Source organism: Alloscardovia omnicolens DSM 21503 (assembly GCF_000420505.1).
Classification (GTDB): Bacteria; Actinomycetota; Actinomycetes; order Actinomycetales; family Bifidobacteriaceae; genus Alloscardovia; species Alloscardovia omnicolens.
This window is the reverse complement of sequence record NZ_ATVB01000006.1, coordinates 15700-36246: the sequence shown is the minus strand read 5'-3', so window position 1 is coordinate 36246 and position 20547 is coordinate 15700. Positions and strand designations below refer to the sequence as shown.

General features: G+C 44.7%; 11 protein-coding genes. All 11 read right to left on the bottom strand.

Annotated elements, in window-relative coordinates; translation table 11 throughout:
• Positions 1–308: 308 nt before the first annotated feature.
• Entirely contained in the window at positions 309–1598 is a 1290-nt protein-coding gene (locus G464_RS08795) for an MFS transporter (RefSeq protein WP_021618561.1), read from the bottom strand.
• 84 nt (positions 1599–1682) lie between these two features.
• Complete coding sequence (locus G464_RS0103630; protein WP_022856776.1) at positions 1683–2348, bottom strand: GNAT family N-acetyltransferase; 666 nt, start codon at positions 2346–2348, stop codon at positions 1683–1685.
• 14 nt (positions 2349–2362) lie between these two features.
• Complete coding sequence (locus G464_RS08790) at positions 2363–5044, bottom strand: phosphatidylglycerol lysyltransferase domain-containing protein (protein WP_022856775.1); 2682 nt, start codon at positions 5042–5044, stop codon at positions 2363–2365.
• Positions 5045–5067: 23 nt separating this feature from the next.
• On the bottom strand, positions 5068–6543 hold the full coding sequence (locus G464_RS08785; RefSeq protein ID WP_022856774.1) for an alpha/beta hydrolase: 1476 nt from the start codon (positions 6541–6543) through the stop codon (positions 5068–5070).
• A 162-nt stretch (positions 6544–6705) separates the two neighbouring features.
• The gene (locus G464_RS10045) at positions 6706–10956 is read right to left on the bottom strand and encodes a UvrD-helicase domain-containing protein (protein WP_022856773.1); all 4251 of its coding nucleotides are present in this window, start codon (positions 10954–10956) and stop codon (positions 6706–6708) included.
• Entirely contained in the window at positions 10953–15167 is a 4215-nt protein-coding gene (locus G464_RS0103610; protein WP_080651138.1) for a PD-(D/E)XK nuclease family protein, read from the bottom strand. Before G464_RS0103610 ends, G464_RS10045 begins: the two co-directional genes overlap by 4 nt.
• 21 nt (positions 15168–15188) lie before the next feature.
• Positions 15189–15803 carry an isochorismatase family protein gene (locus G464_RS0103605; protein ID WP_022856771.1) on the bottom strand — a complete coding sequence of 205 codons (615 nt, stop codon included), beginning with the start codon at positions 15801–15803 and terminating at the stop codon, positions 15189–15191.
• A gap of 44 nt (positions 15804–15847) precedes the next feature.
• Positions 15848–16363: a holo-ACP synthase gene (locus G464_RS08775; RefSeq protein WP_021618568.1), complete on the bottom strand. Its 516-nt coding sequence runs from the start codon at positions 16361–16363 to the stop codon at positions 15848–15850.
• A gap of 549 nt (positions 16364–16912) precedes the next feature.
• Positions 16913–17209, bottom strand: coding sequence for a hypothetical protein (locus G464_RS08770; RefSeq protein WP_021618570.1), 297 nt, complete (start codon positions 17207–17209; stop codon positions 16913–16915).
• 509 nt (positions 17210–17718) lie between these two features.
• Positions 17719–19002, bottom strand: a complete 1284-nt coding sequence (locus G464_RS0103595; RefSeq protein ID WP_021618572.1) for a hypothetical protein — start codon at positions 19000–19002, stop codon at positions 17719–17721.
• A 793-nt stretch (positions 19003–19795) separates the two neighbouring features.
• Positions 19796–20440 (bottom strand): hypothetical protein, encoded by a 645-nt coding sequence (locus G464_RS08765; protein WP_021618573.1) that lies wholly within the window; start codon positions 20438–20440, stop codon positions 19796–19798.
• Between the last annotated feature and the right edge of the window lie 107 nt (positions 20441–20547).

Genomic DNA, 20547 nt, shown 5'->3' with positions numbered 1-20547 from the left:
GGGTGGCGTAGCGTGGGCGCGGGTGCGGGAGCGTGTGCTGGTGGAGTGTGCAGGCGATATGCGCAACCGTTATGCCAGTTTTGAAGCCATTTTTGTGCGTCAAAACTGGCACAGTAGGTGTATTAATCGGCTAAGTTGATTATCGGATGATCAACTACATCAGTCCTGGTAAAAGCGGATTGGAACAGAAAACCGCATATGACACCACCCAGCCTCCAAGAGCGCGCACATAAAAGGTGGGTTTGCCGCTTATATAGCAGCAAACCCACGCACAACAACAACTTGAGCAACTGTTCCAGCCATCCCAGCTACTCTAACCTATCTTCTGCACCCGCAGCTAGAGCGCCGTGCTTCTTTTCGAAAGAACGCACTTGGAGGTATCCGAGGAAGAAGAATGGTATAGCCAAAACAGCACATAACCACAAAGTGTGTAAGGTGGCATTATTTCCCAAATTGTCGAGGAAAATACCGCTCACTGCCGAGCCTAAAGAAGCGCCTACTGTTCCACCTGTAGATACCCAGCTTAATCCTTCGGTCAGCTTATTAGCTGGAGCAATTTCTCGAACAATCATATTGGCAGAGGCATAGGTTGGTGCTACGAAAAGTCCTGCGAATACTCCCCACAGGGCTGCAACAAACAACCATTGCACACTAAATGCCACGCCCGAAATGCCGGCAGCGAGCAAGATCATGAAACCAATCATGCGCATCCACGGATTGTGTGTATGCGAGCGCGAACCGAAAATAAGCGCGCCAATAAGCGAACCAATAGCAATGGTTGCAAGCATAAATCCAGTGTAGTGGTATAGTCCCACGCTCTTCATAACAGCAGTCATCGTTACGTCAAATGCTGAGAAAGTGGAATTGAACAGCACAATTGCAATGGTGAGCATGAGTACGCCTGGATAGAACAGAATATTGCGATCGCGCAGCACAGCAGACATATGAGCCGATGCTGGTTCAACATTATTCACATCCACATTACGCATGGTCTTCACAGCTGGAGGCGTTGAAGATTTGAGGTTGTAGAAAATGAGCGAACCAATAAAGCTGATGCCGCCGAAAAGTATAAACGGAATAACGGTAGATACTGGCGGGAAGCTTGTTGCGATGGACGCAGCCACAATAGGACCGATAATAAAAATCAGTTCGTCCACAGCAGATTCTAAAGCATAAGCAGTGTTCAAATATGCTTCTGGTTTATCACGCAAAACCCATGCCCAGCGTGTTCGCACCACTGCTCCCACCGAATACATGCTCAGTCCCACTACTACAGCAAGTCCGAAGAGCAGGGCTAAAGGTGCACGCATATACGCTGCGACTGCAAAGGTGAGCAGAGTAGCAAACTGCACAGGTGCAACGATTAATCCCACACGTTTTTGCCCAAAGGTATCGAAAAGTTTTGCGTAAAGAGGAGTAACCACTGCTGCAGAAATAACATACACAGCACTCATAATGCCGGCAGAGGTCCACTCGTTATAAATATTGTTTAAGCACAAAATCATGCTTAACCCAATAGTTGACATTGTAACGCGCGCCATTCCTGCGGAGACGCAGAAAGCGGCGGCGCCAGGAATAGAGAAGATCTTTTTATACACTTCTTGTCCTAGCTTTCACTCTTTGTGTCACCGATGAGTCTGCGCGTATGAAAACATACCGTGTTACATGCGCCTCAAGTCGGGCTACAAGTTTTGCATATAAATATATTTATCTACAATTTTTCCTCCAGGTCCTGGAACCTGAAGAGCTTGTGTGGCTCGAGTCATTCCACGATGATCGTAGAAGCTGTAGTCACATTCACTATCAGTATACAGATAATAGCGCTGAGCGCCACTTAGACGCATGGAACTTTCAGCGCTGCCGAGCAAACGCTTCCCAACTCCGAGCCCTCGAGCGTGTTGAGCAATCATAAATAAGCGCAGTTCTGCGCCACTGGATTGAGCGGCTGCCTCAGCAAGCTCTAGTGTACGTGCCGCATCTGCTTCAAATTCTTCCATCATCAGGTTGAACTGTGCAGACGAAGAACGCAACTTCGCAATAGCATTGAGGTCATTGCTCACTACGTCTTTTTGATTAATCCCCTGCTCCCAGTCAGTATCGTTGCGCCACATAGCTACACCGAGAATATCCATATCAGGAATATGCGGGTCATCATCTACAGCAACCATGGCGTGCGTAGATGTTTCGCAGTAGTGTGCAACGTCGAATAGTGCCATGGAATGTAACAGTTCTCGCTGCTGCACAGTTGCCTCTTGACTATCCTGCGCATACCACGTGTCAAACATGATGGTAGCTAACTGTGCAATATCACTCGAACGTACTGCACGCAGATGAACGCTATCTTTCATAAATCGCACTATCCTCATCCTCGCATTGTTTTTAACAATGTAATCAAATCACTTGCCGATATCTGTGGCAAATACGCATGACTAATTGCTAACGATACCTGTAATAGTTTCGCAGAATCAGGATACACAATAAATACATGATCTTCTTGTGGCTGGAATTTCTTCTTAAAGAAGAATAAGGAGCTGAAACCGTAAGCTGGTTCAAGCAATTTACCCACTAATTCCAAGGTATGCGACAGAAGTTCAGATTGCCCATCATGCACAGCCATCCCCGATAACGGAGCAGCCGACAAGCTCAGGAATTCAACAGTGCTGTTCTCGTCGTCATGCAGCCGTTCTGCCATACGTGCAATCAGGTACTCCATAATACCCTTCATGCTGTTATCGCGGTGACGCATGAAATCAAGCGTCCATCCCACAATAACTCCGTCACGGTAAGTTGGCATCCAACTGGTTACGGCCTGCACTACTCCTTGTTCATCGATAGCATAGAGAATTTTTACGCGCTCATCCATCAGTTCTTCTACACCGCCGAGCGTAAACTTCATTTCCGGCAGAGCCTTTTCTTCCGTCCATTCCTCAGAAATATCCATGATTTGCTGACGGATTTCGATCGGTTCAGCTTTAAAAGTAGATAGAACGTCAGTAATACCTTCACGTTTTGCTTTATTAATAGCCGTGCGAATATCTTGCCACTTCTTTCCTGTGGTTTTCCATTCACGCGGATTAATAATCATTTCCGTACCCACGTCTAGAGAGTTCCATCCCCAGTTTTCGAGGATTTCTCGCTGATTATTATGCACACTGTACATAACAGGAGTCCAACCGTGTTCTTCACAGAACTGAGTAAACTCTTTAAGAGCCTGCTCGTATGCGCTTGGAGTACCGAAAGCGCCTGTTACAGCAATAGCAATATTGAGGTATACGCGGTAAGCAATAGCTGTGTTTCCGTCTTTGCTGTACCAGTAACGGTTTCCATCCCATGTTGCCATAAACGACATGGATTCACCGCCCTTACGCAATACTGCATCCACGTGAGCGCTCTGTTCGTTCTTACTTGCTGTTACAGCGCTAAACCATCGCAGGAAAACGCCTTCAACGATCAGCCAGAAGATTAAACCGCTCAGCTGAATCATCCAAATACCGGTAGAGGAATTGAGCACACCATGTTCCATTCCCCAAGTTTGACGCAAGAAGCCCATAGGGAAGAAATGCAACAAAATATTGAGGCACAAAGCAATACAGTCGAACACAATACGGCCGAAACTTGTTGACCATTTCACAGAATCACTCGAAAGCATAATGCACAAGCCAATAAGAGTGACAGCCGAAAAACCAATAATACCGCCGCCATTTATGAGGCGTGAACGGTTAGTGGTATAAGGGAAAGATTCAAAGTTCACAACAATGGCAATAATAAAACCAATAGTCATAATTGCCATAAGTGCGAGGTTAAAAAGACCTCCATTAGATACAACAAACTTGATGCGTTCAGCGAAGGACACATCTACAGCAGTATCTCGCGTCAGAGGTAAGAAAATATAAAAACCTGATGTTGTCAACGCAATCATAGCGTTCAAAACAATCGCAGACCAGGCTGCTACTCTTAATCCTCGCAATAATCCCCAAGCAATAGTAAGCATAACGAGAAGTAGCATAATACTTAAGGTCATGCTCAAAACGCGGTCAGCGCCCAAAGCACGATGGAAAATAAGACAGTCTGCTCCCAAAGAATTATTCTCACACGTAATATGATGCGATGCACTAACGGAATCAGCGCTCAAAAGCATACCTAAGGATGAGAGCGGTCCAGCGTGCACGCGGGAGAAAGCTGCTACCAGCGGACCAGTGGCAAAAACCGTATACACAACAGCTAAAATACGGCGACGTTCAACCACACCGATATAGCGGTATGCAGACACAACCTGCGATAAATTATTGCTCGAAATCATATAGCCGAGCATATGGCCAATAAAAGCGCTCAAAATAATAGCGTAATCAATAAATGCTCCACGATATAAAATCAGTGTGATCATGACGGCATAAATCACAATAGAAATACGACGCTGCCACAGAGCATTCATCGTTGATGAAGCAGCCATAAAAGCGCCAATAACCAACACAGTAATACCATAATTTAACGGGAATCTGCTCAGCGCTGCCCAACGATGAGTGCCTGAATACGCGGCAAAATATAAACCAAATGCTGAGGATAAGCCGATAGTTGTGCTCACCACAGACACAGTAAGAGCTTTAAGCCACCCCAATTTGGATTCTGCTACACCAAACAAGGCAATAATCACGAAAACGCCTACAACAAGACCGGTCACCGTGTTCACAATAAATATTGTGCCTAAACTGCGTGCCCACCCATAACCATGCAAATCACGCAAAGTTACGTTAAAGAATTCTCCCGGGAATTTATTCACTTTCGAGAACGGGCTAATAACGGAATCGTATTTCGGCCCGATAATACTGGCATCCCATGCAATACGCATAGCGATATTAACAAGCACAAACAGACCCGTCATACACAAAGTCAGTGGGCGGTCGGTAAGAAACTTAATTACGTCCAAAAGGATTGTGCCCACCGATTGAGCAATACCGCGGCTTTTACGCTTCTTTTTATCGTTATTATTACGACTATCGTGATTACTGCGGGCGACCTGTTCTTTTTTCTCTACTGTGTCCGTCATTCTTTACTCCTAAGTATCGAGTATCAGTGTTGAGTATTGCGTGATGTATGCGCATGATGCGCGGTCGGTTCAATACCTGCAATATGCGTTATGCCCTTGAATGAACTGAAATCAAGTTTATCGCCCAAACCGTTCATATACCCAAAATCAGCAAGAGCATATGCCGTAACTGCGCGAACAGTCGTCCAATCATGTGCTGAACCATACGACATAACGGATTGAATAGACCACCCGTTTTGCCGAGCGTATTGACTGACATTACGGCAGTTTGCCTGACCTAAAGTATCGAGCTGTCCTGCGCCGAAAATAATGCGCTGACCTTGATATGGATGAGAAGAGAAGGTATTTTTTGGCAGATGACGCTTGTAAGCAGCTTTATTACCGCCGAAATAGTTCTCAATCATGTTTTGAGCGGAGCCTGCATGAGGCCCATCTTCGCCGGCAACATCAATAACGTAATGGAAAAGATGCGGATATGCTGGACCTAACTCTACTGAGCAAGTGCCTCCTTGAGAAAATCCTCCAATTCCCCACTGCTTATGATTTGTGGTGACTGGAAGTTTCTTTTCCATCCAATTAACCACGTCTTTCATGAGGTACGTTTGTGCTTTCCCGTATTTAATAGTGTCTGCGCACAAAGTGTTATGGAAGCGGTTGCCCAGCTGATCAGGTGAAATAATAACCGGCGCTAAACCATGATGTTTGGATGCATAAGCGTCAGCAATCTCCCCCATATGTCCTGCCGTGAAAAACGTGCTTGGATTTCCTGGCTGACCTGGCAAAAGCATAAGAACAGGTAGGAACGGAACATCCTTCGTTAATGCCGCTGGAGGAATATATACTGTTGCATGGCGGGCTTTGAAATGTGATTCAGTAGCTGGAATAACTACACTATGAATGCGACCATACTTGGGAACTTCAATGCTACCTGCTTTTACTTTTTCCAGATAATCATCAACACCTGTGGTAGCGCGAGGAAAGCTGTGTGCTTCAGTAAAATGTGGCATGCCAAGCACATCACGAACAGTCGAGTATTGACCATACGCTGCATTGACTTGCAGAGCACTTAAGACAATTGCTGCTGGGATTAAACAAAAAGCTATTGTTCTGCGCCATCCTCGATACATAACTGCGGAACTGATAGCGTAGCCCACACCTGCAAATCCGCATGCCACACGCATAAAGACTTTGTCTCCCAGACCTACGCCAAAAACAACAAAAACATTGGACAGTAGATACACAATAATCCAGCCAAGCACACCCATAAGAACTGTCCAAAAGACTTGCGCAGCAATAGTTGTATACCAATGGCGCTGCCACCATCCTGATTGACGCGCATGAGCTTCTTGTGCGTTATTTGCTTGCTCATGCTGATGCGCGAGAACTACCTGCTTATGTCCGACAGGAAGAAGGAGAAGAACAAGGGCTGTTGTGATGGCAACAGCCGTCCACATCACCCACCCTCTGTCAATATAAATATTCAAAAACCAGTTATTCATTCGTGCCTCTATATATCGTTCAAACTCACCACACAATACTCGCATAGCGACGGGTTATCAAAATCTTTATTGAAATGAATAAAAATTTAAGGGTAAACCCTCACAAGAATCAGGAATACCCCTTGATGCATTTCCATCTGCACTTTCGCATAACGAACAACATTAATCGTATTGTGAAACAGTTTTATTGTCCGCTTTATTGTCTACTTGTGTTTGGAAAAGCTCTTCTATCTGCTGTGCACTCTTATAGTGAGCATAAAGCACTCTGTTACTCTCATCAGCTTCACTTACATAATACAAGGCAGCGTCCACTTGGTCTACACTTATGCCTCGCAATGTAGCCCAAATTTCACGATACATATCTATTTGCAACAACTTCTCATCGCGTTCTTGAGCAGTTAAAGGCTTATGCCCTGTTTTCCAGTCAATAATCGTGTAGGAAATTGTTGTGTTATTCTCGCGCGCATGTTGAGAAATTGGTGAATCGTCCAGCACTTGTCCTACAAAAACAGCATCGATAACGCCAACAACGGCCTGCCCTGTAGAACGCACTGCATAAGCAAATGGAACTTCTGTTCCCACACAGTCTTGCGGATCAAAAGCACTGCTGATTAACCGCTGTTTCCAGTCATGCATCTGTTTATCTAAAGCGCTGTCTGGCTGCTCAGTCGCTACCTCTTCACACATAGAAGCACGTAGCTGCGCAAAATCATCATCCCTCTCCCGCTCAGGAGTAAAGTATCGTTGAGCAAAAGCATGGAAAACAGTACCTAAAGTAGCGGGCGACAGCTGAGCATTACTCTCATAAACTGCGCGTGATGGCACAGGTCTCATAATAGCGCGAGCGCGTTGAAGCTGTTGGAACGCAGACGATGTATTACTCTGTTCTCCCAGCTCGCGCTGTACTGCGGTAACTGAGGTATTGCGTGATAACTGAATACGCTTGGCTTGAGCAATAAGTTGATCGTCTGAACTTGGCTTATTGTGCGCGTTCTGTTGATTGCCAGTTGCTTCAACCTGAGCGCTGTGCACATATCCTAAAGTGCTGATAGTTTCATGCACACGCACGGCTGTATCGAGCAGACTCGTCGCACTCTTGTGCTGCTCGGCGTGTGCGTTCGTCTGCTCACCAGCATCGTCCAGCGAGCGCGTATGTGTATGCTGCTCAACAGCTTGTTTTGTACGTTCCAGAGTCTGTCCTATTGCACTATTCAGCATGCGAGGATGCATGTAAAGCTCGCCCTCCGTGCGCTGCTGTGCAGAGCAAGCGGCTTCCAAAGCATTGTAAACAGTTTCATGCGCATAATAATCTGCTAAATCCCCCACGAAAAAACCGTATGGAGTATTATCAAATTCAAAGTTCTGAGCTAAGCTGCTCGCTTCTATCTTCGTATCTCTCCACTGTTCATCGCCTAAAGTTTCGGAAGCGAGATACTCATGGCATTCTGCAAGGAAGATAGAAATACCGTTCATATTTTCAATATTTTGCTGGGTTTTCGGATCGCCCTGACCTTGCGGAGTAAAACGGACAGGTGCAAACGCATCGAGCGCGTCTGACTCCTTCTCTACATACCCGAGCATAATGGCATCTCGTTTAGCGCGCGTGAGGGCAACGTATGCTAAACGACGTTCATCTTCCAACACAGTTTGAGCGCTTTCCTCACGAATACTCATCTTTTCGCTCAGCTTTTCGCGCTTTGGTAGACGAATCTGATTATAAACAAGTTTTTCTAAAACGGCTGCGTTTGGAATGAACTGATTAAATTCTGTAGCATCTGCAAAACGAGAGACAGCATCTTTATCGCTGCGCACAGGATTTGGCACTGCAGAAGGATCAGAGAACCACGTTTTCGCGGACGTATCATATTGACCGAAAGGAACAGGACCTTCAGGCAATGCCTGCTCTATTTTGAGGCCACTGCCTTGGCTAGAGGGGAAACTGTTTTGTTCCATTGAAGGAATAATCACACTATCCCATTCCAAACCTTTGGCGTGGTGAATAGTACATACAATAACGTCTGCATTATCTGAACCAATAATTGTTGGATTCTTTGGTAAAGCAGAGCCCTTCTGATTATGAAGCCATGCGAGAAAACCCGACAGACTTTCACTTTGCCCATCTATCAGCTCGTCAGCATAGGTATGCGCTAAGTCTACTAAAGTGTCGATGCTGGAGAGTGCAGCAGCTTCCTTAGTCAGTTTTTTCGCTCGAGACGTTGCATATGCTACTGCAATATCAATATCTAATCCTAGTTCTTCGCCAGCAACTCGTATGCACTTCTCCACCCCCATATTCTGGGCAGCTTCTACCTTACGCAACATGGCAGCACATTGACTAACGCGAGTTCGAGCGCGCTCACTGCCGTGGAAATGGGTGTCGAGAATCCATGAGAGATTATCGCTTAACAACACATCTACCAAAGTCATGATTACTGGCGTATCGTGATTGCGAGAAGATACTTCCTGCTGATGCAAGCCAACGTGTGCGGCTAAACGCTCAGAAATAGACGTATTATAGGCGGATGCAGCACGCGAAAGGGACTGCAAATCCTCGGTTGTCAACGCATAGCGAGTGCTAGCAAGCAGATTGACTAAAGCTGTAGATTCTGCATGATTGCTCACACAGTTAAGCACATACAGCATGTCTTGTGCATCTGGACGGTCAAGAACACTGTTGATGCCATCGACCTGCACGGTTAAACCAGCTTCAGTAAGCGCTTGCGCATATTGCGCCATATGAGTTTTAGCGCGCATCAGAACAGCAACATAAGGACCCGCTTGAGCCTTCTGACCGCGAGCAATGCGCTGATTATTTTCGCTTTTACTGCGTTCGATTGCAGCCTTTGCATAGCGCACTACCCCGTCTATTTCTTGACGTTTCGTATGGTATATGAGGGCGGCGAAGCTGCCTTGGTGTTCGGAGGTTTGCCTTCTCTCTGAATCTACGTTTTTCGTGTGCTGTGGGGTTTGGGTTGCGCTGTGTGATGCTTGGCTTTCGGCGCGCTGCGATTCCTGGCTTTCGGCGCGCGTCTCAGCGGATTTTGCGCTGTACGGTTCAGCAGTTTCCATACTAGAAGGTTCAGCGGATTTTGCGCTCTGCGGCGTGAAAACGGATAGCTTTTTGACGTCCACCTCATGCAAAGCGATGCTGCCTTCACGGTTATACACATCTTTATGACCGATACGTAGCGGATTGGTGAGCATATTCGCCATATCGAGCACAATGAGAGGATTGCGCATACTGGCACTTAAAGACAATGGCGATGGGGCTTGTGTGGCTCGTAGGAAGTTCACGAAAGCGCCTGGGGCTGCGCCACGCCATGCATAGATGGCCTGATACGGGTCTCCTACTGCAGTGAGAGCACTCGCAGATGGTGCGTGAACACCTTGTGGTGCGAAAAGGCGGGCTATGAGGTTGGCTTGAACAGTAGAAGAATCCTGATATTCGTCAAGAAAGACGTGAGTAAATCGGGAGCGATAATACTGCCCAATCCAAGGGAAACGTTCCACTAATTGCATAGCTGCAATCGTAAAATCTGCGAACTGTGCCACATGTAATTCTTGTTTTTTCTGGTGAAACAGTTTCACATATTTGAGCAATAGTGAGCGTCTACTTGTATTTTTTCGTAAATCTACGAGAAGGTACGCAAGATAATCACGGCTCTTCTCATCAATCCACTTTTGAAAACCTCTTTCAGTTTTCGCTCCAGATAATTTGACCTTCTCACCGAAATTAGGAAGATCTTTTTCCGCGGGGTACTCGTTATCAATAATCCCATTGATGTGCTCAATAAACGCACTATCCCAGCTCTCTACACGTTCAACAGCCTCATCAATACTCGTGCAATCAGAATCAATCATGCTCGTGCTAATAGCATCCGATAAACTCAAAACTTCAGAAACAAATGTCCCGTATGACCCTATATCTTCAGTGTCATCGTCTAAATCAGTGGTTTCTGCATCTTCTATAGCCGTTAACGCCTCACGAATATGTTCCTGAATAACGCTATCGATAAGCTGATATGTTCCAGCTTCACTCAGCGGAACAGTCTGAGGATCCATTCCCACAAGCAAACCGAATTGACGCACAATCGACTGGAAAAATGCATCGTACGTATAGACTTCGGGCTTAAGAAATGCAGAATCTGCATCAGTTTCCTCATCTTGGCGTGTATGAGCGCGGTGAGCATAAACCTGGGAAGATACGCGCGTGAGCAGTTCTGTTGCAGCAGCCTTCGTAAATGTTAAACCTAAAATTTTCTCAGGAGATACGCCCTGCTTAATCAGCGCAATAATACGCTGGGTCATGGTAAAAGTTTTTCCCGATCCAGCTCCTGCCACAATCAGCATACTGGCGTAAGTATCTGCCGAAATAACAGCATTCTGCTCAGGAGTATATGTAATCTCTGTCATGCTAGCCACTCCTCCATAACCGAAATATCTCCTCCTGCACACGCCGAACATACATGCTTAAAGTTGCAGTACTGTACCTTGTGTATTGATCGCGGACCATCTAAAAGAACAACATTAGATTGCAAAACCGCGGCAGCATAAAAAATACGTGCCACCAAGCTCAGCGAGATAAGAGTGCGATCTACAGCTTTCTCTTCCATTTCTTTTTCTACGCGCTCTTTTACTTCCGCACGCCATACATCCATAGCATCAGGATCAACCAGAATACTTGACGTATCGCTCATCATGCCCCAATGACTTGTATTATAAGAACGTGTTGCAACCTCATAGCCCAGATGTCCATTGACAAATAATGCGGGCTGATACTTTCCAAAAGCTTCGTGGCGAGTTACAGCTGGAGAATTTTCATGCTTCACATCAAAAAGAACAGACATGGCAATATTGGGAGCCTTGTCGAAAATCTGCGCTCGCTGCTCGTCAGTCGTGTGCTCCTGCTGGTCAAAAAGTATGCCAAGCTGATAACATGCTAACTGCAGATTACTAAACTGCTGTGTAATATTATGAGGCTTCGCAACTGTTTTATAATCCACAAGGTACATAAGGTCTCGCCCATTATCTTGACCATGCCATTCCACACGATCAATAACACCTTTTAATCGCACAGTCGTGTCATAATCAAAACCTTCAGGCATGCCGCCGACCAGCATACGTATAAGTTCTTCGAACTCTTCTCGATTTATATGCGGACGGTCAGGAATAGCATTATAAGCAAAACGTATATCTTCCAATGTAATATCCGCACAGAAAGCCTTCTCTGCTTCTGCATGTTCAATAGGCATATACGGTGGATGGAATTCTGTTTTGCTTGCCAACCCTGCTAAACCTTCTGTATGCGCATGCACAAAATACGTAGCAATATTATTTAGGATTGACTCAGCTAGTTTATCGTTATTGATTTCCTTCAGATAAGCATCTGCAACGTTATCAATATTAGGCTCTGTTTTCAGCCGCGTATACTGCTCCATCATGATGCTAGTTATAGCGTCTATAACTGCTTCATCTGAGCCAAGCTCCTTCAACTTTCGAGCGTAGAACTCCTTACTATCACACTGCTGTTCTTCGCTCGCCCACTGGGCGATGGTATGAATAAGAGTACCGAAAGACGAGGCCGCTGTGGAAGCCGTTGGACCTCCAAAACGGTTCTCCAAGCGATAACAAATAGGGCATCCCCACAGTTTTTCTACGCTTGACGGAGATAAATTAACGGTTTCGCCCTTACTAAAGTTTGGTAGCTCAACTGCTTCTTCAGCATCAGTAAAAGCCCATTGTTCAGGAACAGCACTGCGATACCCCTTATTACGCGCATAACTAAGAGTATCTAAAGCATCACGTCCGCGCTCGCTTAAACCTTCGGGATTATCTGCAAGCTCTTCGCTCAGAATAACGCGAGCTTGACGAATAACATCCGTCATGGTTGTGCTAACCAGAGTATCGTGATTTTCCGAACCGCTGGTAGCAAGCTGGACGAGAGGAACGTCTGTAAAGTTTGCTTTATCTAAAGCATCAACGCGAGGGAAACGTTCAGGAGCATAGGTATAGAGAAAATCAGATGGAGAGGTTTCATCATTCCATACTGCACTCATATGAACAACAGACTGAGCGCGCGTAAGAGATACTAAGAAACTGCGTTTCTCGGTGTGCAACACTTCAATCATGCGGTCATGAGGAGATTGATGCAGCCGTCCCGTCATAATAATTTCTGCTAAATTATCTGCTCCGAGCATGGTATTACGCAAAGTAAGATTTGGCCATACTCCAGCTTGAATGCTCGGCATCCACACCTGTTCCCACTGAGCACCCGCAGTAGACGCCGGCGTAGTTACCGTAACTGCTTCATCTAGCGGTGCTAAATGAGCCAAAGAATCCGCAGAAATATCTAAATTACGCACGCGCTCTATAAACGCATCTATACCGACTGATGAAGCTTTCTGATTCGCATAATCAAACAAGCGCATGGCTCCATCCAACCACTCGTTATAGCGTAATCGTTGGGAGAAGTCCGAAAAATCAAGAGCTTTTATCTGCCACTGGTCAGAGACATCAGCAGCATCCCATGCTGCCCACAAAATCGCAATAATATCGTAAACGCTCGCACTCTCTACTGCCTCACGCACAGCATCTATCATGCGTATCAAGCGTTTCACGCACTTCATATCATTGGAATACTGCGAATCCATAGCTTCGAGAAGACTGAGAATCTCGGCACGCACACCATGCGCATCCGTCACAATCAAAGTCCCTAATGCCGAAGCATGCAATTCTTCGCTCCGCCCCCGCCCATCATGCGCACACACACTATCCCATGCTTCACGTACAGCCGAAAAATCATAGTCCACCTGCACTTGCGCAGTCGAGGCTGCATGAATCAGCGTGCTCACTGCCTCAAGTAAAGCGTTCACATGCGAAAGATTCATCGGTTTATTATCGTTGCCAACAGCAAACGGACTAGAAGCAAACTGACGCATCAACTGTCCAACGCGACGATTAAGCATATCAACAGAACCAGCAGATTCAGCAACCGCAACAACCCCAGCAGATCCAGCAACCCCAGCCGAATCAGCCAAATCAACAGAATCAACAGACAAGCGAGCTAACTCGATAGCAGCGAACAAGCCCACAGTAACCGGATCTTCTCCAAGCGGCTTCGTAATAGAGGAAAATCGCACAGGAATGCCCTCATCTTGCAGACGTCGGCCAAAAGCGCGAGCCGTAGCATTATCGTGCACAATAATTGCCATAGAGTTCCACGAAGGCTTCGGAGTGCGCATTCGTTCACGCATAATCTGTTTGAGAATATAACTCATCTCATCGCGTGGTGATCGGAAAATATGCGTGTGCACCGAAGAATCTTGTGCACTCTGAGCATTTTCGTCAAAAATATCGCTCAAGCGATTTATGGAATCAGGGAACTTATGCACACGCTGAGTCAAAGGAATATCTGTGGAGTATGTGGCAGGAATATTCAAAGCAACACGCGAAGCAATACGTGTTTTATAGTCCATGTCTTCTACGCTTGGCACACTGCTAAGCAAATCAATGCGCTGAGCCTGGAAACAAGCGAAATCAGGTGCTAAGAACAGATGTGCTTGCTCTGATTCCTCATTATCCACTTGCGTTTCACACACACGATTGAAGAAAAACTCTCCAAAAGCGCCACGGAAACCCAGCACGGATTCATCTGGATTTCCCAAGAAAATAATACTTGCTCCCGCCTTATACAGTTCCTGCAGAAGGAACATAGCAGCCAAAGTAAGCTCTTGAGCATCGTCCACCACTATAAATCGCGGATAATGCAAGTTCTCTGAACCATCATGATTGCGAACTGTTAATGCCGCTTCGCGCAACAATCTCGAAGAGTCAAAACGCAACTGGTCTGAATATTGTTCTTGAACCAGCTGAGCGTATTCCTTACGCAAAGCATATGATAGCTCAATTTGTGTGTGAGCATGGCTGAGAGCACTGGCAGACATCACTTCAGTTGAGGTAGAAGATAGAGCTTGGAGGATTTTGTCTTCCATTGTGTGCGAAGCTCCCAGCTCATTCATGCGGGCGAACATATCGCGCAATTGCAGCAGGAATGTAGGGGTTATATAGCTTTCAAAAAGGCTGACCGTATCGCGCGTTGCAACCGTATGATTACTTTCTTCACTGCCATGAGCAGCTGAATCTCCCAAAAAATACGAGCGTAACAACATGCAGGTTGAACATAATTCACCCAACCGAGCATGTTCAATATGAGCATCCAAAACAGAGCGAAGTGAAGCAGTTTGTTCAGCTCCGTTCAGCAGCTTAGGAGCAGAACCTCCGGCAAGAAGCTGACGCTCCTCAATAATGCGGAAAGCTAAAGCGCTTAACGTCGTAGCTAAACGGCGCTGTCCCAGAACGGTCAGACGTGTAATTAAAGCGCGGTTTGCATCGTCTGCAACTAAACGATTAGTAACAATATGGCTCACTTTATCGGAACCATACAGTTCAATAGCATGGGCAGTTAGATCGAGAGCCAAGCTCGTTTTACCGCTTCGAGGCGCACCAGTAATTAGCCATGCGCGCGCATGGCTCGCAGCATCTTGACCGCTATGACTGCTTTCTACCTGCTCCCTCATCTGCGCTGACACCGTTACATATGCTTGTTCCGGTGAAACTCTGACCATGTCTACCCCACTTACCGTGAATTAAATCTCTACTTCGACGAGCTCTACGCCATTTTCGCGTAATATATCGCAGGCGGCAATGCCCTGTTCTGGACTTACTGGCTCACTTAAATTCGTTAATACACGGGTTTCAAAGCCTAAACGACGAGCATCAAGAGCTGTTTCCTTCACACAGTGAGACAATGCTAATCCACACACATCAACCTCAGAAATAGATGCAGCGCGTAAAGCATTTTCTAGGGTGCGTCCAGCAGATTCAGCAGCCTCGACTGCTTCGCGACTTTCTACGGCATTATTATTATCTTCTATACCTTCGAAACCCGAATATGCTGCGCTATACTGCCCCTTCTTAAAATGGCGAGTAATTCCGAGATATTGAATATCTTGATGCAGCGCTGCATGATCACTACCTGCTACTCCATGAGGAGGCCACGTATCAATAAAATCAGGTGTTTTACTAAAATGATTGCCCGGCTCAATATGCCAATCCTGAGTGGTAGCGAGGAATGTATAGTCCTCTCGATGCGCGCGCACATACTGAGCAATACGCTCAGCTACCGCATTCCCGCCTTGTACAGGCAGTTCCCCACCTTCGCAAAATGTTGGTTGCACATCCACAATAATTAATGCACGCATAAATCTCCTTCGAACTTCATTTTCTCACTTCTTTATTGTAATAACTATGTATGATGGACTGCCGTACTCATAGCCGCCGCACTCATAATTTCCAGAAGAACAACTGCACTTGCCATAGAGCCGTCATGACTGGCAGATATATGGCATCGCACACTTTGCTCAGCACTTACAAGGCCGCGATTTCTCAAACTCGCATACAATTTCTCCTGCACGTCGCCTGTTATATATACAGAAGGTCTGCGAAGCGAATCGCTAACAATTTCAACAGATGCCCAGGGGAAGTCCTCAATAGTATACGGCATTATTAGTTCAGGACTTAGTGCATGCGACCATGCTTTAAGAAAAGCTTCTTTTCCAGCCCAACGCACAGCCAGATGACGTGCGTAATCATCTTTACTACCGCCACGCATGCGACATTGCAAACGCTCACGTGAAGAAAAAAGCTGTTCAAAACGTGTTCCCGGCTGCTGCACTTGCTCACTAAATGCTACACAATCAACAATGTCATGCCCCATACCCGCAATACAAGCCATACTCTCCACACCGTCTAAACACGTCATAGGAGTAAATGTAGCACTGATGACCTAAAGAATTTGCATCTATCTCATCTCTCGCCACCCGCCACCCGATGATGAACGACAGTAGCTTATTGTCTATTCAGCGTGTTATTCCCTATGATCCTGAGCTAGTTGTGCGCGATTCCACTGGTTTGTGCAAAGACTTATTGAAATAAGATAGCTCTATGGCTTTTGGCGTGCTTGATTGACTACTCTCATCTAGGCTTTTATTTCGTTGACGCTCAGGGTTGTCGCGTTTTAGTCTTACGCATGGGTCAGCGCGTGAAAACTAAAGCTTGATGATAGAACAAACTCCCGCTAATCACCTGCTAAGTTTTACGTCTACGCTGATGCGTAAAGAACTAAAGCTGAAAGAGGGCTTAAAAACACGCTTATTTCGTTACAAGCTTTACACGTGAGCCCAAGCATTAAAGCTACAACATCACAAGCCTCACAAGAGATAGACGCAGTAAGCCGAGTATTACATGGCTGTCGTGAACTGATTTTTTTGCTCACAGCACAAGGACTTTAATTATCTTAGAGGATTATCTTTTATTCTCTAGATATAAGAACCCATCTCACATGATTCCACGCATAGCAATATCCCCATGTTTCATAACCGCTTCCATGGGCGGTTAGTTTTACATGAACGAATGCGAAATTTTTTCTACCATACTTTTTGATTGCACTATAAATAGAATCCCCTACACCACACGTATCTCCGTTAGACTTGCATTCTACTGCGCCAATTATAAATGAAACATAATCCTGAGTATCATGTTCATCGTAAGATACCTCTACACGTTCATAGGCGCCAGGAGTAAGAAACCATTCAGCCCGTTGTGCCATTTGAAGGCTAAACGGTTGATACTGATTGAAATTCTTCGATGCGGACGCTTTCCATACAAAAGTCGGATGAAAAGGTCATATAAGTATACAAATACTAATAACGATAACTACAAAAACACTTATCCCAATTGTCTTATACTTTTTCTTTTTTGAGCCGACTAAGCTAGCCTCCCTAGCTGCGTATTTTCACCCCGCCCATTAGCTGAGTAAAAGCTGTCTATATTATATGGCACCACTGCTAGAAGCTTCTATTATGCTCACGCCTACTGCGATACAAAATCACTATTCAACGACTGATAATGGAAAATCAGATAGATAAACAACCCTTACAAACAGACATTATTGAAGCAATCAATAAATATGATAATGAACTCGAACAAGTAAACTCAGGGCAAATAGATAGTAATAATACTTCTATTCCTATCACTGACTAAGGCTCTGTTCTATGGTCAGAAACTATTACCATACTACAGAGCCTTTATCAAATGCCATAACTCGTTATGCGGATATTATCTCCACGTGTAATCAGGCGAAACAGCAGGATAGCCCAAACGGAAATTCGTGTTGTACACTTTTTTGTTCAATGCGGAGTCCAGATGAATAGTTTTTATAAGAGAACCATCGTCGCGCGAGTAGACGTTAATAAAGGACTTTGTACCCGTCTTATCGTTCTCATACAAAGCAAAAGCATACACATAATCCGTCGTTGTACGCATTACAAGACGACCATAAAAATCTGTTTCAAACTGATCATTATATTTAATAATGGGCGATGTAAATTGCTGCGCAATACCCGTTTCTGTATTCACAGCCAGAATCTCGCCCGACAAACCACTCATAACCAAAGTTTCTGTTTTAGAAGCTGCATACTCATCAGTTGAATACTTGCCCCAAATAGTTGCTTGACTTGTGGTTAAATAATCACCAGTTTTCTCATCTTTTAGCGGTATAAAGCGTGACTGTTTCGTGTTCGTATCCCATTGGAATAACATAACACTTCCGAGTCTCTGCTCCGTTTGATTAGCCGTTACAGTAACAAAAGTAGACAGCTTGCCGTTTTGACAGAAAGCCGTACCAATATTTGATTGATTATTGGCTGTTGGATGATTCTCAAAAAGAGTTAGTAGCTCTCCATCAAAAGTGTTTACATTCGGTCGCACTTTATCTTCAATAGTAAATTGGGGAGATTTTCCATCAAATATCTTCGAGATAACCAGTTCAGGATTCTCTATGTCTCGACTCAAATCAATGGTATAGGTTGATTGCTGACAAGTGGCAAGATTACTCAAACTATGTGCTTGAGCAGTGCTGTATGCAAATTCTTTAAATTGTCCGTTTGTTTTAGAAACCCCAATAATACCGTCTTTTTTATGCTCTAAACCGCGGTTAAGTACTGTAATCATGGTGTTATCATCATAAAATGTACTTCCGTATTGGAAATCCGTTTTATTATGATTCGTCATGCGTGTTTGCGTGCTATTTTTTGCAATAAAATAATTGCTTTTATTATCGATAAACTGCACACCTGCATGAGTCCATACAGGCTGATTGTAAAACATCGTATTCAAGCGAATAATTTTAGAGTGCCCATCCGCGGTTATCAATGCAAGATAGCTGTGTTTTCCTGGAATTTTGGCAGCATCGTAAATAGGTACAGCTGCTATGTACTTACCTATTTCAATCTCCTTGAGCGCTGAATGAGTTTTCGGTGCACACGCAGACAATGGGATAACGAGAAGGCAAGCAACAATGATTGCTACTCCTCGCATAATAGTTGTTATGTGTTCTTTCATTTTCCTTCTCCTTTTTTTGATAGATGGTGTTACTAAGGACGATTTAATTCATACAATCATCAGGATTTATTACTGGGTAAAACCCGTTGGATTTTGATCCATTCACGATAAGATAGCAATTTTATCAAGATGAATAGTTTCCTTACAAAGAGAAAACTTATACATAATCCTTCAAATATAGAGCGAAGTGAACAGAAAACCTCTTGAATCATCAGAATCACTATTCGTAGTGAAGAATAATACGGGATGCTATACCTACGTTCTCAATTGTAGAATAACCTACAACGAGAATGTTAATCTCAGCATCAAGAGTATCCATATTCGACTAAATTCTGTCTTCAACTAGATATTGTCGAGTTTTACATATCTAATATGCGCGAGACATCGAATTCAGTGTTCACTAACTCCATATACACTTAAATCAAGTGTATAAGCTACATCATTATAGGTTACATGATAAGAAAGAGCCAAGTATTTGTGATGTAGCGCAAAATTCCTGAGACTTTCTCAACCAGCAAGACAAACCAATAATCCCCTTACCCTATTTCAGGTGAAAGACCAAAGTATCATCGTAACAAAGCAAGGAAGCAGACTATGATAGTACTACTCCTAGTGCTATTTAGCTTATATTCCATAGCTCTACCTCCTTGCAGCAATTCTATGACGCTATGGTTGTATTGTATCGTAGCGAGATGCAACTGGGGACATAGTAAGAGTTACAGGTGCAATAAATGGATGCCTTGGTGCAAGATCTATACCCGCACCATAATAATATGCAGCCCACACTAACTGACTACAGTTCAAACCTCCCCCAATCATTTCGATTAGGCGAAACAGGATTCCCATTATACCCTCGACCAATATATGACCTTGCACGACTTACTGCTTTATTTCTATTCATCTGACTGGTGTTTACTCGGTAGATAAAGGGAACACCCTGTGCAAGAGTATTATTTCGAGCTACTTCACGGGCAGTACCTCCATTACCAACTGCCTCTACAATGCGATCATTGTTCACAAAAATTCCCGCATGACCATGAGGCAATCCATTAGTTGTATTTCCCGCAGAAACAAAATAATCTCCAGGTGCTGTAGCAGCCCTTAGATTATTATGTCGCCCATCCCAAATACCAATCGAGCGATCAGTTGCTCCTCCAACAAGCTCTCCCATGGCTGCTTGCTCAAATTGAACACGCTCGATAGTATCACTGAGAACCTCCTGTTTATCTATGCCAGTACGAGCACTCTCCTCTCTAACTTGTTCATCTAGCTCTTGAAGACTCGAAAAATTATTGAGCATGACAGAAAGCTTATTCAGGTCATTCCTATATGCCACTTCATCTGTTACAGCATATGCATTGTGAGGAAGCACAAAACTGCACATAAAAATAACAATAAGTGCAGCAAACAATCTGAAATAATTACTTATTCTTTTCATGACGGATCACATCATTCTTTCATGTAACTTTTAACCTCGTTGTTAAGAGTTCCCTTGGTTCTACTCTCCTCTCATTGAAAACATGCCGATAGAGTATCTTTTAGCTG